The following is a 15,689-nucleotide window of genomic DNA, read 5'->3' as shown; positions in this document are numbered from 1 at the left end:
TAACTCCCCGGTTCCTCTCACCGGTCTGCTGATCGTTCAAAAAGGTTCACTCAGTGTTCAAAAGTGATTGATAATCAATGGTTGAACGATAAGTGAACCCTATTGAACGATGAGAGGACCCCATCGAAAGTAAGATTGAGAAACTTTGTTGGCAAGAGGAAAACGCCGTGCATCGGCATCCTTCAGAAATCAACAAAATTATAGGCTAATGAGGAATTCTATCTTAATCTTACTACTCCTAATGGGAATGACCGCTGCGGCCCAACGGACGGTAAGCGGTACCGTTACCGACGCGGAAGGTACACCGCTTATCGGAGTGAACGTGCAGCTCAAGGACAGCGCTCAGGGAACGATCACCGATATTGACGGTGACTATACCCTGCAGGTGCCCGCTGAGAACGCCGTCCTGCTTTTCTCCTACATCGGGTACCAAAAACAGGAAATAGCGGTTGGTCGCCGGACGACCATCGATCTGCAACTGGCTGAGAACGCTTCCGTACTGGATGAAGTGGTGGTGATCGGCTACGGCGAAGTACGGAAACGGGATCTGACCGGTGCCGTATCCACGGTAAAAGTAGAAGACAACGTCTCCCGCCAATCCAATACCATCGATCAGTTGCTGCAGGGCCGGGCGGCCGGCGTACAGGTCACGCAGAACGGCGGTGCTCCCGGTTCCGGGGTAAGCGTACGCATCCGCGGTACGAACAGCTTGCGCGGCAACAATGAACCGCTTTACGTCGTGGACGGGGTGATCATTTCATCCGCCGGCGAAGATGTGGCACCGGCCGGCGGGGTCGGCAATTCCGGTCAGGAAACCCAAAACGGTTTGAACGGGATCAACCCGCGGGATATTGAAAGCATTGAGATCCTGAAAGATGCGTCGGCAACGGCCATTTACGGCTCCCGGGGGGCGAACGGCGTGGTGCTGATCACGACCAAGAAGGGAGTGAGCGGAAAAGCGAAGCTCAATGGTTTTGTGACCACCGGCGCCCGGTCCATTACCAAAACCTACGATGTACTCGACGGCCTCGGCTACGCACAGTATCAGAATGAATCCGCTCTCAATAACGGGAACAATATTTCCTACGTCATCGAAGGGGACCAGGTTTATCAGGTCAATAATGAGGACGGGCAGCGCACCGTATCGACCGTTCCCGCCCAGTTGTTCAACTGGCAGGATGAGCTGTACCGCACCGGATTGAGCACCAATGTCGGTGGCTCCGTTTCCGGCGGCAGCGACCGCGGCAGCTATTACCTGTCCGTAGGTTACAATGACCAGAACGGGGTAGTGGATAATTCCCGCTTTCAGAGCGGTGACCTCCGGTTCAATCTCGACCAGGATCTGACGAATAAACTAAAAGTGGAAGCCCGGTTCAGCGGCTTTTACGCCCAATCCGACTTTGCGGAAGCCGGTGACCTGGTGGGTGGCAATCAGAGCTTCATCCGCAATGTACTTTCTTACAACCCCATTATCGGCGACGGAATAGAGGATATCGGAGAAGAACTGGATGAGACCAATCCTTATTCTTACGTGAATGATTTCACCGATCAGTCCGAAGAGAGTCGTTTCCTCGGATCGTTGGCCCTGACGCTGGAACTACCCGTCAAAGGTCTCAAATATCAGATCAAGGCCGGAGGGAACATTCGCAACAAAGATCGCCGGCGCTTTTACGGCCTGAGCACCTTCCAGGGCGGCAGCGCCAATGGGGCACTCCAGTTCTCCGAATTGAAAGCCATTTCGTATCAGATCAATAATTTTCTCCGCTACAACCGCACGCTCGGAAAAGGAAAACACCGGATCAACGCTACCCTTGGGGTAACCTACGATGTACGGGACCTGGAACGAAGCATCTATTCTGTAGAGGATCTGGTGACGACGCAGCTCAGAACCCAGCAACCGTTTTTAGGGCAGGTGATCACCACCCCGCTGGCGCTGCAGGCGGCAGACCAGGAACTTTTCTCCATCCTCGGCCGGGTGACTTACACCCTGCTGGACCGCTACGTGCTGACGGCAAGTTTTCGCCGGGACGGGGTGTCTAAATTTGCCGAAGACAATCGCTATGGGACCTTTCCTTCCTTCGCCCTGGCCTGGCGGCTGATCGACGAGCCGTTTATCCGCGGTCTGAATCTGTTTGATGATCTGAAGCTGCGGGCCGGCTGGGGGCAGATCGGCAACCACGGGATCGGTCCCTACGGAACCCTGTCCAACTACGGGATTAACGCCAACGTACTGTACGGTACGCCTACCAATGGGGTCAGCGTGCCCGTGGTGCTCAACAATATTGCCAATCCGGACCTGACCTGGGAAACTACTGAGCAACTTAATCTCGGCCTCGACTTCGGCTTTTACAATAACCGGCTGAGCGGTTCCGTCGACTGGTACGATAAAACGACCAAGGACCTCCTGCAGAATGTACCCATTCCCACTTCTTCGGGTTTTTCCAACTTGCTGATCAACCGCGGTACGATCTCCAACAAAGGGGTAGAACTGGCCCTAAATGTAGTGGCGGTGGACCAAGAGGACCTGAAACTGGATTTTGGCGGAAATATCGCTTTCAATAAAACGCGGATCGAATCCCTGGGGATCCCTCTGGATACGATCCTGCTGGATGGTCGTTACCAGGCCCGCTCTTACTACAATGGGGAGAACATCAGTCGCGGCAATATCTTTAAATCGCCCGCTAACATTTTCATCGAAGGGGAGGAAACCAGCCTGTTCTACGGCTTTGCGACGGCCGGGGTCTACCAGGTCGATGATCCGGATATGATCGCGGGCGCTGTTCCCGGTGATGTGAAGATCATTGATCAGAACGGCGACGGGGTGATCGATGAAAAAGACCGGACGGTAATCGGCAATCCCAACCCGGATTTTGTCTACGGTTTCAACTTCTCCCTGAATTTCAAAAGATTCTCCATGAGTGCGCTGTTCAACGGAGTATACGGCAACGATATCGCGAACGGGAACCTGCTGCGCATGGGTGTTGCCGAAGGCGTAAATAACAATATCCTGGCCGCTGCTTACCACAATGCCTGGCGCCCGGATCAGCCCTCCAACTCTTTTCCCCGCATCGGTTATACGGAGAACGGTGCCATCGCCATTCCGGACTGGATCATCGAAGATGGCAGTTATCTGAGACTGGGAAACCTTACCCTGGGGTATGATCTGCCTGTGGAGGGTGTTTTCAGTCGGGTCAATCTCTACGTTTCGGCACAAAACCTCTTTACCTGGACCAATTACAGCGGCTATGACCCGGAGGTGACCAACTTCCTGTATTCCGGGCTGATCAATGGTGTAGACTGGAACGGCGCTCCCAATGCCCGGACGTTTTTGGCGGGGGTGAATGTTAATTTTTAGGTGGATGGTTGATGGTCGACGGTTGATGGTTGATGGTTGACGGTCGACGGTTGACGGTGGAGGGTTGACGGTCGATGGTTGAGAGCAATTCGATTAAATCACTCTGTGCGGTTGTATTCGCCGCCGGTTTCAATATAAGATGATGAAAAATTTAAAGCTTATACTATTTCTAATATTCGGCATTTCCTATGGTTCCTGTAATCTGGATGAGAACCCGCCTTTCCTGGATGATTCCCTGTACAGCTCGGTGCAAAGCGCCCATGCGGCCCTGGACGGGATCTACCAAAGCCTTACTGCTTACGATGCCCAGGAACGACGGTATTTTGTGATCAACGGTTTTTCGGGACTATTTCTCACCCGCAGGAACGGGGGGAACAACCGGAACAATGTGAATAATGCCAATTTGTTTTCCTTAAAACCAACCCTGGATGGCGATTCCGAGGCGCTATGGGGTGGGTTTTATCAGGCGGCCGCCCGGGCCAATTCGGCCATCGCCAATATCACGGTTTACGACGATGCGCGGACTTCGAGCGAAATGGAATTCAACGATATCGCCGGACACGCCTATTTCGTGCGGGCCTGGTCCTATTTCTCGCTGGTTAGATTGTGGGGCGATATCCCATTGTGGCTGGAACTGCCTTCCTCTAATAATACGGACAAGGCCAAATCGCCGGCTGGGGAGATTTACGCTCAGATCATCCGGGACGCCCAACTGGCGGCCGAGCTGATGAACGGCGCCAGTGGAACCGGTTATCCTTTACCTTTTGCCGCCAATATGCTGCTGGCCAAAGTCTATATGACCCTCGCTACCGCTCCGGCGGAACTGCGGGACGCAACGCTGTCCGATCGGGATTACTGGGAATTGGCCTACGAGGAAGCGATCAAAGGTTACGGTCAGTATACCCTGCACGATGATTACGCGGAATTATTTACGGTAAACGGAGAAAATACCTCGGAGTCCGTTTTTGAATTGCAGATCAGTCAGGAAGCCGCTAATTCTCAGATGGGCCGAAACTTTACGCCGCCCCAGTACAAAGCGGCCAGACATTTCGGCTGGTTACTGGTAAGTGCGGATATCTACCAGGAACACGCTGACACTTATCCGGGGGATCCCCGGCTGGATGCTACCTACATTAGCGAGTACGACCGGGTGACCAATGGTTCTATTCTGAAAGTTTATCCCGCCAACCCAAATCGGAATTCGTTTGGTAATGCGCATCCCTACCTGTTCAAATTTGCGGAAAAGGATCGCACCCATACCAACCAGTACAACAGTCAGAACCTGATCGTCTACCGTTACGCCGAATTGCTGTTGATGCTGGCGGAGATCTCCAACGAACTGCAGAACGGCGAAGCTTTGGGATATGTATCGGAAGTACTGGCCCGGGTTGGGCTGGAACCGCACGCCGGCTATAAGGGCGATCAGGAATCCTTCCGGAATGCCATTATGAAGGAATACCGTTTTGAACTGATCGGAGAGGGAGAGGATGCCCACCACAACCGCCGGAGAGGGTACGATTACTTCCTGGAACATACTATTCTGGAGCACAACAATAACCCGATGTACGATGAGTCCGTGGATCTGGAACTGAACACGAATGAGGCGGAGGTCATGTTGTTGCCCATTCCGCTGATCGAGATCAATACGAATAATTTGATTGATGGATAGGTTTTGGGACGAGGGGAGTTGGAGAGGGGGTGATTGGGTGAGGGGGAGAAGGGGTGACTGGGGCTGTAGTATGATCCCTGGAAGTCTCTACACGCCATATTTGACCATTATAAAACAAAAATGAAATGAGATCTTCAATTATATATCTGCCGCTTTTTTGCGGTTTACTGCTACTGCTGGGGTGCGGGAAAGAGCGCTTCGAGACCGATTACGAAGCCTACCAGCCGGGCGTGATTTCCAGTAACGACGGCGCTGTAGCCTACCAGAACCTGGAAACCTTTCCGGTGTTGGAAACCATTGCGAGCACGGAACCTACATTTGAGTACGCCTCGAGCTATAAATTCCTGATCGATACCATTAAAGCCCCGGCCTCGGCTACCGGATTAAATCAGTTCGCTATCGATCCGAAGACCGGAGTGATCAGCTACAATAATGCAGCCGGAGGACTGGCACCGGGCGATTACATTGCCTCTGTCGTGGTCCAATATCCGAAGGGTATCGCCCAGTACGATGATATTTTTACGCTTAACGTAAAAGCGGTGCCGCTCGATATTGCGATTGATCAGGAGAGTGTGGAGGCCGGCAGTCTGGAACAGGGCGTGATCGCTACGGTAAGCTATGTGGATAATTCCGGCGGGGAGATCACGGAAGTTACTTACGAACTGATCAATGCTCCGGATATCTATACTATTGATGCCAACACGGGAGCGATCAGCAAAACCGGAGCGGCCGCAGAAGGCGCCCAGCCGCTGTCGGTTGCGGTAACGACTAATCTGGGGGTAGTTAAAGCTTTGAACTTGCTTACAGTGAATGTAGGCCCGGCCCCGACGCTGAGCTATTTCCAACAGGACGGCCTCACGCCTTTAACCAAAGTGACCCTTTCCCCCTGGACGGCTTATACGACCGCAACGCCCCAGCTGCGGGGTATGAACGCCGTGGAATGGGAACTCATCCTGCCGGAAGCGCTTACTCCATTTGCGGATTACTTATCTATAACCGAGGGTGCGATCAGCGTTGCCGCCGATGCCAATTTGCCGGAAGGCGATCACCTGATCGGAGCGATCGCTACCAATGCCGGTGGTGTTGGCAGGGAGTTTCCGGAGCTGCTTACCCTGAGTGTAGTATTCCAGTGGACGCCCTATTTCGACGACCAGCTCAATAGCGAAGAGAATGATGTTCTGCCCGAAGAAGCTTTCCCCGGCGTCTGGGCCGGCTATGACCTCAGCGGTGAGGCGGCTTCCGGCGGCTGGAAGAAAATTGCCAATGTCGGCGGCGGTAATTTTTCGGGTATGCGCCGGTTCAATCCCGGTACATTGGATGCATGCCTGGTGAGGACGGTTGATATTACCGGAGTCAAAGCGTTGCGCTTTTCTTTCGCGGAGCTCATCGGTTACGGTGGCGCCTTTACCAATCGCTACGCCCGCGAGTTGTACTACGGAGACGATGTATCCAGTCTGGAAGCTAGTGCTTTTGTGGAGGCCGAGTGGCAAACCCTTCTGGCCCCGGATGGGCCCTGGCAGGGCATCAACTGGAACCAGGGGAACGGGCCGGTTAATGAATACGAGCATATTCCGGTCGATCTGTCCACAATTTCCGGCAATACACTCTATCTCAACTGGCGCTTATTTTCTAAGGATGTAGCCGCCGGCAATCAGAATGGTCAGTTGATCATTGACGCCGTTTCGGCGGAGATCGCGGACGTTTTTGGGGCGATAGAAGAGTGATCTTTCCCGAGAGGAGTTTGGAGCGCTGTGGCACTGCGCGTTGCTCCAAACTCCGTAAGACTTTTTCCAAATTTACATGGACTACGGCCGGTTTCCCCGGCTCCGGTCAGGGGCAGCTTATGCATTGGATCCTGCCTCCTCTTTTATCATTCAGGTTACTCAACCGGGCTGTAATCCATACCCGGTATAGCCTGGGAGAAAATCAACTTTAAACATGAAGAAGCGCATCATAAATGCTTGTTTTTACCTATTTATTTTGTTGGTTCTGAGCAGCTGTGGTTCCCGCCTGCCGGGTTCTGAAGCTGCTCGCCCCAACATTTTGTTCATCATGTCGGATGACCACGCGGCGCACGCCATCAGTGCCTACGGGGGCATTTACGATGAATACGCACCAACGCCGAATATCGATCGGCTGGCCCGGGAGGGCGTGCTATTTCGCAATGTATTTTGTACCAATGCCATATGCGGACCCAGCCGGGCCGCGGTACTGACCGGAAAGTACAGTCACGTCAACGGCTACTACAAAAACGAGGGCGGCGGACAGTTCAATGCCGAACAATGGACGTTCCCGCAGGCTCTCCAGGACAACGGCTACCAGACGGCGCTGGTGGGCAAGTGGCACCTGGGTACGGAGCCGCGCGGCTTTGATTATTTCAAATACCACAACAATCCCGGACAGCAGGGTTTTTACTGGGATCCGGTGTACAACGAAAACGGAAAGGAAGTTACCGAAGAAGGCTACGCCACTAATCTGACCACCGATTTTGCCCTGGAATGGCTGACCAGCCAGCGCGATCAGGATCAGCCCTTTGCGATGCTGCTGCAGTACAAGGCACCCCACCGGAACTGGGAACCGGACCGCAAATACGAGGACCTCTGGGAAGAAACGGAAATGCCTTATCCCTCTACCTTCGATGACGATTATGCAGGCCGGGAAAAAACGGCCGGTGATACCGATATGACCATGGATTTTTTCAACCGGAAAGACATGAAACTTACCCCTCCGGAAGAATTGGCGGGCCGCGAACTTCGCCGCTGGAATACCTATGGGAACAAGCGGGGTCAAAATGTGAAGCCGGATTCCACGATGAGTGATGCGGAAGCCCGCCGTTGGAAATACCAGACCTATATTAAGGATTACCTGGCCTGTGTAAAGTCTGTAGATGACAATATCGGCCGGGTCCTGCAGTATCTGGATGAAAATGGTCTGGCGGAAAATACCATCGTGGTGTATACCTCCGACCAGGGTTTTTATCTGGGCGAGCACGGCTGGTTCGACAAGCGGTTTATCTACGAGGAATCATTGCGTATGCCCTTTTTGGTGCGGTATCCAGCTAAAGTAAAAGCGGGGCAGGAAAATACCGACATCATAACCAATGTCGATTTTGCGCCGACACTATTGGAGGCGGCCGGCATTACGCCGCCCGCAGCGGTGCAGGGGCGTAGCTTTCTGGCCAACCTCTCGGGAAAAACGCCCCAGGACTGGCCGCAGGCCATGTATTACCACTACTACGAATACCCGTTCTGGCACCATGTGCAGCCCCATTACGGCATTAGGAACGATCGGTATAAACTGGCTCATTTCTATTACGACATTGATGTCTGGGAATTCTACGATCTGGAAAAGGACCCACAGGAGCTGAATAATGCTATCGATGATCCGGCTAATGCGGCGATCATAGAAGATATGAAAACGGAATTACGGGCGATGATGGCACACTACGGCAACGACCGATCACTCGAGGAATTGCGCGAGATCACGACGAAGGATTTCGGGCACGTCACTCCGGCAAAAGTGGAAGGATCAGACCGATAAAAATCAATCGAAATACACAATAAAAGAGCATGCTAACAAACAACTTTTGGTCTACAAAGATCTGGTTACTGCTACCGGTTTTCTTGTGGACGTTCCCGGCATTAGCCCAGGAAAAACTAAATATCGTGCTTTTCCTGGTGGATGATCTGGGCTATTACGATCTGTCTTTTACCGGTTCGGAATTGTACGAAACGCACAATATCGATGCCCTGGCCGCGGCGGGCGTATGGTTTAGTAATGCCTACGTGGCGCATCCCCGCTGTGTGCCTTCCCGCTACGCTTTACAAACCGGGAAGTTCCCGGCCCGGAGCCGGATCCCCGGCGACAAAGGCCAGATAGGACCCACGGAGCAGACCTTGGGATTGGCCTTCCAACAAGCTGATTACACGACCTTTTTTGCCGGCAAATGGCACTTGGGTAAAAAGGAAGCATACTGGCCACAGCATCAGGGATACGATATCAATGTGGGAGGCTGTGCGGCCGGTGCTCCGATTTCCTATTTCTATCCCTACAATCGGGCTAAACCGGGAGATAAAAGCAATCACCGGGAGATCGTGGACCTGGAGGACGGAACAGCAGGAGCCTACCTTACCGATCATTTAACGGATAAGGCCATTGCATTTATCCGGGATCATAAGGACGGGCCGTTTTTTGCGACCCTCGCCCATTACGCGGTGCACACCCCCTTTCAGGCCAAGCCGGAGCTGGTCCGGAAATACCGTCAAAAACTGCGGGCAATGAAGCTGGAAGGACCGGAATATCTACCCAAAGACGGGGCCACTAAAATGCTACAGGATAATGCGGTTTATGCCGCCATGATCGAAAGTATGGACAAAAGCCTGGGCCGCCTGGTTCGGGTGCTGAAAGAGGAAGGGCTCTACGACAATACGGTGATCATCTTTACGTCTGATCACGGCGGACTGTCCAACCGGGGAGCCAGCAGCCAGCGGCAACTGGCCACAGCCAATCTCCCCCTGCGGGCCGGGAAGGGGCACGTTTACGAAGGGGGGATCAAGGTCCCATTTATCCTCCGGATGCCGGGCACGGATAAAGCCGGATCGGTATGCACGGCTCTGACGATCAATACCGATATTTTCCCCACGCTGCTCGATATTGCCGGCATCCCCCTGCGACCGGATGACCATCTGGACGGCCGGAGTATGCTGCCGCTGCTGCGCGGGGAACAAGTGGAATCCAGAACTTTTTACTGGCATTCTCCGCGAGGACGGCCGGGTTCCACCGGAGATCGTAATTGCAGTGCGATCCGCACGGGAAATCTGAAACTCATCGATTTTTACGAGGAGCAACGGCTGGAACTGTACGATCTGGAAGCGGATCCTTACGAAGCGAATAACCTGGTCAATAGTCAGGCTAAACTCGCCGAAGAATTACACAAAAAATTAAATCAATGGAAAAAAACTATACACGCCATTCAGTGACTTGCACACTGCATTTGGTTCGACCGTTCCTATGCTTAATGGTTGTTTGGGTTTTGGCAGGCTGCGGCATGTCTAAAAAGGCAGCCGATGCAGCGCAGGAAATACAACCTAAAAACTCCATTCGCACGCTGGTAGCGCAAAAGTTTCCGGCGGGGAATGCCTTTATCGGCGCGGCTACGCATTATGATCTCTTCGGAACGGAAACGATCGAGCTACTGGATCGCGAGTTCGGTTACGTAACGCCGGCAAATGACTTCAAACAAACGCGGATCCATCCCCGGCCGGGAGAATGGAACTGGAAGGCTTCCGATGCCTGGGTGGAACACGCCCGCCGGCACGGACAGGTTCTTCGGTTGCACGCACCTATCAGTCCGCAGTGTTCCAAATGGGTGAAAAATGACGCACGTATGGCGGACGAACTGGCGTTGATGCTGGATGAATACCTGACGGCCCTGTGCCTGAAATATAACGGTGTGGCCAATATCAAGTGGCTGGATGTGGTCAATGAAACGATCGACAAAAAGAACGGAGACTGGTTCGGCCCCAAACCGGGAACGGATAGCTGGGAAAACCCCTGGCCGCAAATGGGCTATGATGAAAACCACGAACTACGACCACCGATCTACATCAAAAAAGCCTTTGAGATCGCCAACCGGCACGCAACTTCCATGCAACTGATCATTAATCAGCACGGTGCGCTGGAACCGTTCGTCTGGGAAAAGATGAAAGCTCTGGTCGCTTATCTGCGGGAATCCGGTTTGCGGGTAGATGGGCTGGGCTGGCAGGCGCATATCGATGTCGGCTGGGAACAGATCCCCGGTAACCTGGAACGCCTGCAGGAACTCATTCGCTGGTGCCACCGCAATGAGCTGGAATTCCATATCACGGAATTCAATGTCTGGCTGAAGGGAAAGAAAGCGGGCGATCGCAGTGCGCAGGCGGAAACCTTTACCGCCATCGGCAAAGTGCTGCTCGACGGTGCCGCTACCGGAACCGTGGGGCTCAACTACTGGCAGATCCGCGGTTCCGAAACCCCGCACCCGGATTGGGACGGCTGCATTTTCGACGAGCAGCTTCGGCCCAAACCCGCTTACGATCGACTGACCGATCTGCTGCAACAGTATTAAACTCACATCACCCCATCAAAAGATTACAACGTTATGAAATATACCAATTGTCAGCGACTCCTGCTGCCGCTGCTCCTTATCCTGTCCCTGAGCACGCTCTCGGCTCAGCCCCGAAACATCCTGTTCATCGCCGTGGATGATCTAAAACCCCTGCTGGGCGCCTACGGCTGTGATTACATGCATACGCCCAATATGGACCGGCTGGCCCGCATGGGGGCAAGTTTCCTCAATGCGCAGGTCCAGCAGGCCGTTTGCGGTCCGTCCCGCGCCAGTATCATGACCGGTGCCTACCCGGACCGGACCCGGGTATGGGACCTCCATACCGATTTTCGCAAATCGGCTCCGGAACTGATCTCCATGCCGGAATACCTGATCAGTCAGGGTTACACCTCGACCGGGATCGGTAAAATCTACCATAAAGGTTCCTCTTCGCCGGGGCACGACGGTAAGAGCTGGAGTATTCCCCACGTAATTCCCGATAATTACGAAAGTCCTGACGGCCGTCCGGCCCTCAATACCTATCAGGACAAAAAAGTGAAAAAACAGATCCGACAGCTCACGGCCGAGGCTAAAGTGGCGGGCATCAAAGGCAACGGGAAGATCCGTAGTCATGTGCTGGAACGCATCAAACCCAGTACCGAAGCAACGGATGTACCGGATAATGCCTATCAGGATGGACTCTACACGGAAGAAGCCATTCGTCGTTTGCAGAGCCTACAGGCTGCCGGAGATCCTTTTTTCCTGGCGGTGGGCTTTCAGCGGCCGCACCTGCCTTTCGTGGCACCAAAGAAGTACTGGGATCTTTACGACCGGGAAGACATTGAGCTGGCTGCTTTTCGCCAACTGGCCGAAGGAACACCGAAAATAGCCTACCACTCTTTCGGAGAACTCCGTTCTTACACGGATATCGATAACGATCTGGGGGTAGGGGATGAGTTGCCGGTGGCAAAACAAAAAGAACTGATCCACGGCTATATGGCCTGCGTATCCTATATCGATGCTCAGGTGGGCAAACTGCTGGATGCTTTGGAAGCGCTCTCCATGCTGGATAATACCCTGATCGTGCTTTGGGGCGATCATGGCTTTCATCTGGGCGATCATACCCTGTGGTGTAAGCATTCCAATTTTGAACAGGCCACGCGGATCCCGTTGCTTTTCGCCGGTCCGGGCGTAGCGGCCGGTACGGTGGTCCGGGCTCCAATTGAACTGGTAGATGTTTTTCCAACCTTATTTGATCTCGCCGGCGTGGATCTGCCCGCTCGGGTTGATGGAAAATCTTTGGCCCCACTGATGGATTCCGATCCCGGAACTACGGTAGAAAAAGACTATGCGATCAGCCAATACCATCGCGGGAAAAAGGTGATGGGCTATTCCCTGCGCACCGAACGCTACCGGCTGACGCAATGGTACGACAACAGTTACCGGAGTTTTAAACCCCTCGGTAATTCAAAACTGGTCGGGGTGGAGCTGTACGATTATGAGACAGATCCGAATGAACGTCGCAACCTGGCCGATCTAGCGAACTACCGGGAAATCAAAAAAGAGCTAGAGCAAAAACTGGCAACGCATCTGCAACAACAATACCAAACCCTCAGCGGGAAAGGGCATTAGGCCATCCGGATTATAGGATCGATGAATGAAAACGTAGATGGCCCGGTTGCGGCGAACTGCATTAGAGCGCAGCGTACAACTGGGCCATCAGCCCCAGCCCCATTTGGGATGTAACCCGGTAATCACTCCTTTGGAGCGCTTCTCCGACTTTGTTGCTTTGGGCCACGCCCTGTAACAAACCATCCGGAGTGAGCTGATCCAGCAAGGTAGTATAGGTCTTGCGGCAGAAGGGCAAATATTCCTGACCGATCCAGCCGTTATGGACGGCCGTGGCCAGCGCCGCCGCAATTCCCGCCGAGCCGGAATTATCCGGAGCGATATCGGCTTCGTGGATGAAGCAAGGCCACAAACCATTTTTCAGCTGATGCGGGATCACCATTTTCGCTACCCGGGCAACTTCCTCGGCCGCTTCGGAAACATCCAGCTGATCATGCAATGCCGCCATCGTACGGACCATGCCCAGCAGGTACCAGGTAACTCCCCGGGCCCAGTTCCGGTATTTGCGGGAGTCGTCTTTAGGATAATACCGCAGGTAAATATCGCCGTCTTGTACCAGCATGGTTTTGCGCAGCAGGATCTGGGCGTAGGCTTTTTCCATCATTGCTTTATCGCCTCGTTGTTTTCCGATCACCGCCATCGGGTAGGCGATGGTATAGGAACCCTCCGCGGTGACGGAATAGTGGTCGGTAACGGTGCCGTCCGGCTGGGTACGTTCCTCCCAAAATTTCAATACTTCCGTAAAAACCGGATGGTCCGGTTCCAGGCGAGCCAGTGTGGAGAAAGGCTGCGTGGATTCGATGGTGCCGATCTTATTATCCAGAGGCCGGCTGCGTGGGTCTTCGTGAATAAAATTGTCTTGCCGGTCGAAGAAGCGGGCAAAATGGCCCTTTATCGCTCTGCGTGCCTTTCGGTGCTTTTTCCGTTTGTACATCTGGTATAATCCGTCCAGCACGCAGCCTTCCATCCAGCCAAAGGGTTGGATTGAGTTGAGGGAGCACATCTGCCGGATGAATGCCTCTTCCCGGTCGATCTCATCCTTCGGATACGCCAATAATTGGGGTAAGAAGGTGTTATCCCGATCCCGGTACCCCGGGGTTGCCGCGAAAAACCACATGGGGTTTTCTCCTCGCTCCAGACTAAGTTCAATTCCATGCTGATTAATGGCCGGAAGGAAAAGGGGCGCGATTTCCAGGTCAAAAACTTGAAACACGGCGGCATAGCGAATGTCAAAATGACCGAGTTCTTCCTGCGTCCCGGCAATACGGGCCCGAACCACCTTTTCTTCCCGGACATCGATGGCTACGGAACATCTGAGTAAAAGACCATCGCCCGCTTGCAGGTTTACCGGTAGGGTCGGTCTGAGTAATGCCGGACGTTCGCCAGCTACCGAAAAGCCTTGCCAGCCGAAGGGGAGCCGCTTTTCTTCCGGTAGCTCCGGATCAATGCGGGTGGAGAGGAAATGGCGACTCAGCCTGGATTTCCAGAGGGTCGATTCCCGGCTAAATATCTTAGCTGGCTGCAGCAGAGAGCCTGTAGTCAAAAGCACGAGGGACTTAAAAGTGGTGCGTCGGTTCATATTGATATTTAAATCGATAAAAAAATAGCCGACTACCTCTGGTGATGGCCGCGGCCGGCTGGAACGCTGTCCGAAACAAGACGAACTTAAACCTGTTCCAACTGAAAGATCCGGGCCGATTGTTTCTGACTGATGCTTTGGGGCGTAAGCCGCAGGAGCTGATTCCGGAGCGTAATGGCCAGTGGATGTTGCCAGTGCGCTATTTTTCCTAACCGCCAGCTGGTATTGACCACCTGGTGGGCTTTGGGCATGCGCAGGCGCTGAAATTCGGCAAACGCGCGGTTCAGCTCGTATTTGGCCAGACACGCCGACAGGATGTATGCGTCCTCGATCGACTGGCAGGCACCTTGTCCCATATTGGGAGTAGTGGCGTGGGCCGCATCTCCGAGCAGACATACATTTTCCCGGTGCCAGGTTTTGATCGGTGCCAGATCGGAAATGACCGCCGTATGAATATTTTCGAGTGGAGTAGACCGGATTAGCTCCCGGATAACGGGATGATAGTCCCGGTAGTATTCGTTGATCTCCCCGAGCGGGTACTCCCCGGGATCGTGGAGGAACGATTTGAGGGCATACCAGTAGGCCTGATTGGGAGCGATCTGCACAAAACCGACCCGGTCTCCTATGCCCCAGGCTTCGTTTAATTCATGGCGGTATGGTTTGGGAAGGGTGAAATCCGTCACGCCGCGCCAGCAGACTTGCTTAGCATTGCGGATCGTATTTTCGTTGAAGAGGGATTGCCGTAAGACCGAATTCAGTCCGTCAGCGCCTAATAATTGGGATGATCTCAATTGGGCTCCATGTTTGAAATGCAGGACATACGCCGATTGATCTTTGTCGACCCGAATTAGTTCGTGGCCCAGGTGAACGGTATTTTTAGGAAGCCGTTCGGCCAGGATCTGTTGTAAAGCGCCGCGGTGGATAGCGATGTTTCGCACCTGGTATTTCTTTTCAAAATGAGCCAGATCTACCTCGGATATGGGTTTCAGTTGGGGATCGGTAATCTTCATGGCCGAGATCGGATTTCCAGCAGCTTCCAGTTCTTTTCGCAAACCCAGTTTTTCATAGACCTGCATGGCGTTATTGGCCAGGATGATACCCGCACCAACGGGTTGGATCGCCTTGGCCTGTTCGTATAGATTGCTGGTGATCCCTTTTTGTTGCAGGGCGATGGCCGTAGTTAGTCCGCCGATCCCCGCTCCGATAATATCCATGTTTGATTTATTGTTTTTTGGAGTGAAAAGCAATGTTTTATAAAGCAGGCTGACGCCTGGTGGCAATGATCATGCTATTGGGCTAAATTATAAACAAAAGCCCTGAAAGCGGCGAGATCGTGGTAGAAATTCGGATAAAAGCTTGACTGAAAATAAGC

The 15,689-nt window shown here is 53.3% G+C and carries 9 protein-coding genes; 7 read left to right on the top strand and 2 right to left on the bottom strand.

What is annotated here, in order from left to right:
* The first annotated feature begins 208 nt into the window (after nucleotides 1-208).
* The 7 genes from CRP01_RS09630 (at nucleotide 209) to CRP01_RS09600 (ending at nucleotide 12,741) form a co-directional block, all read left to right on the top strand.
* Entirely contained in the window at nucleotides 209-3,355 is a 3,147-nt protein-coding gene (locus tag CRP01_RS09630) for a SusC/RagA family TonB-linked outer membrane protein (protein ID WP_099149818.1), read from the top strand.
* A 139-nt stretch (nucleotides 3,356-3,494) separates the two neighbouring features.
* Nucleotides 3,495-5,024, top strand: a complete 1,530-nt coding sequence (locus CRP01_RS09625) for a RagB/SusD family nutrient uptake outer membrane protein (RefSeq protein WP_099149817.1) — start codon at nucleotides 3,495-3,497, stop codon at nucleotides 5,022-5,024.
* A 125-nt stretch (nucleotides 5,025-5,149) separates the two neighbouring features.
* Complete coding sequence (locus CRP01_RS09620; RefSeq protein ID WP_099149816.1) at nucleotides 5,150-6,748, top strand: hypothetical protein; 1,599 nt, start codon at nucleotides 5,150-5,152, stop codon at nucleotides 6,746-6,748.
* A 214-nt stretch (nucleotides 6,749-6,962) separates the two neighbouring features.
* On the top strand, nucleotides 6,963-8,564 hold the full coding sequence (locus tag CRP01_RS09615; RefSeq protein ID WP_099149815.1) for a sulfatase family protein: 1,602 nt from the start codon (nucleotides 6,963-6,965) through the stop codon (nucleotides 8,562-8,564).
* 29 nt (nucleotides 8,565-8,593) lie between these two features.
* On the top strand, nucleotides 8,594-10,003 hold the full coding sequence (locus CRP01_RS09610) for a sulfatase (RefSeq protein WP_099149814.1): 1,410 nt from the start codon (nucleotides 8,594-8,596) through the stop codon (nucleotides 10,001-10,003).
* A gap of 68 nt (nucleotides 10,004-10,071) precedes the next feature.
* The gene (locus tag CRP01_RS09605) at nucleotides 10,072-11,130 is read left to right on the top strand and encodes an endo-1,4-beta-xylanase (RefSeq protein ID WP_170110300.1); all 1,059 of its coding nucleotides are present in this window, start codon (nucleotides 10,072-10,074) and stop codon (nucleotides 11,128-11,130) included.
* 33 nt (nucleotides 11,131-11,163) lie between these two features.
* On the top strand, nucleotides 11,164-12,741 hold the full coding sequence (locus tag CRP01_RS09600) for a sulfatase (protein WP_099149812.1): 1,578 nt from the start codon (nucleotides 11,164-11,166) through the stop codon (nucleotides 12,739-12,741).
* A 61-nt stretch (nucleotides 12,742-12,802) separates the two neighbouring features.
* Here the strand turns inward: CRP01_RS09600 and CRP01_RS09595 are convergent, their stop codons facing one another.
* The gene (locus CRP01_RS09595) at nucleotides 12,803-14,317 is read right to left on the bottom strand and encodes a glycoside hydrolase family 88 protein (protein WP_099149811.1); all 1,515 of its coding nucleotides are present in this window, start codon (nucleotides 14,315-14,317) and stop codon (nucleotides 12,803-12,805) included.
* Nucleotides 14,318-14,403: 86 nt separating this feature from the next.
* Nucleotides 14,404-15,531: an FAD-dependent monooxygenase gene (locus CRP01_RS09590; RefSeq protein WP_099149810.1), complete on the bottom strand. Its 1,128-nt coding sequence runs from the start codon at nucleotides 15,529-15,531 to the stop codon at nucleotides 14,404-14,406.
* Nucleotides 15,532-15,689: the final 158 nt, after the last annotated feature.

Origin of the sequence: Flavilitoribacter nigricans DSM 23189 = NBRC 102662 (genome assembly GCF_002646595.1) — a bacterium.
Classification (GTDB): Bacteria; Bacteroidota; Bacteroidia; order Chitinophagales; family Saprospiraceae; genus Flavilitoribacter; species Flavilitoribacter nigricans.
This window is presented reverse-complemented; position numbering and strand designations above follow the sequence as displayed.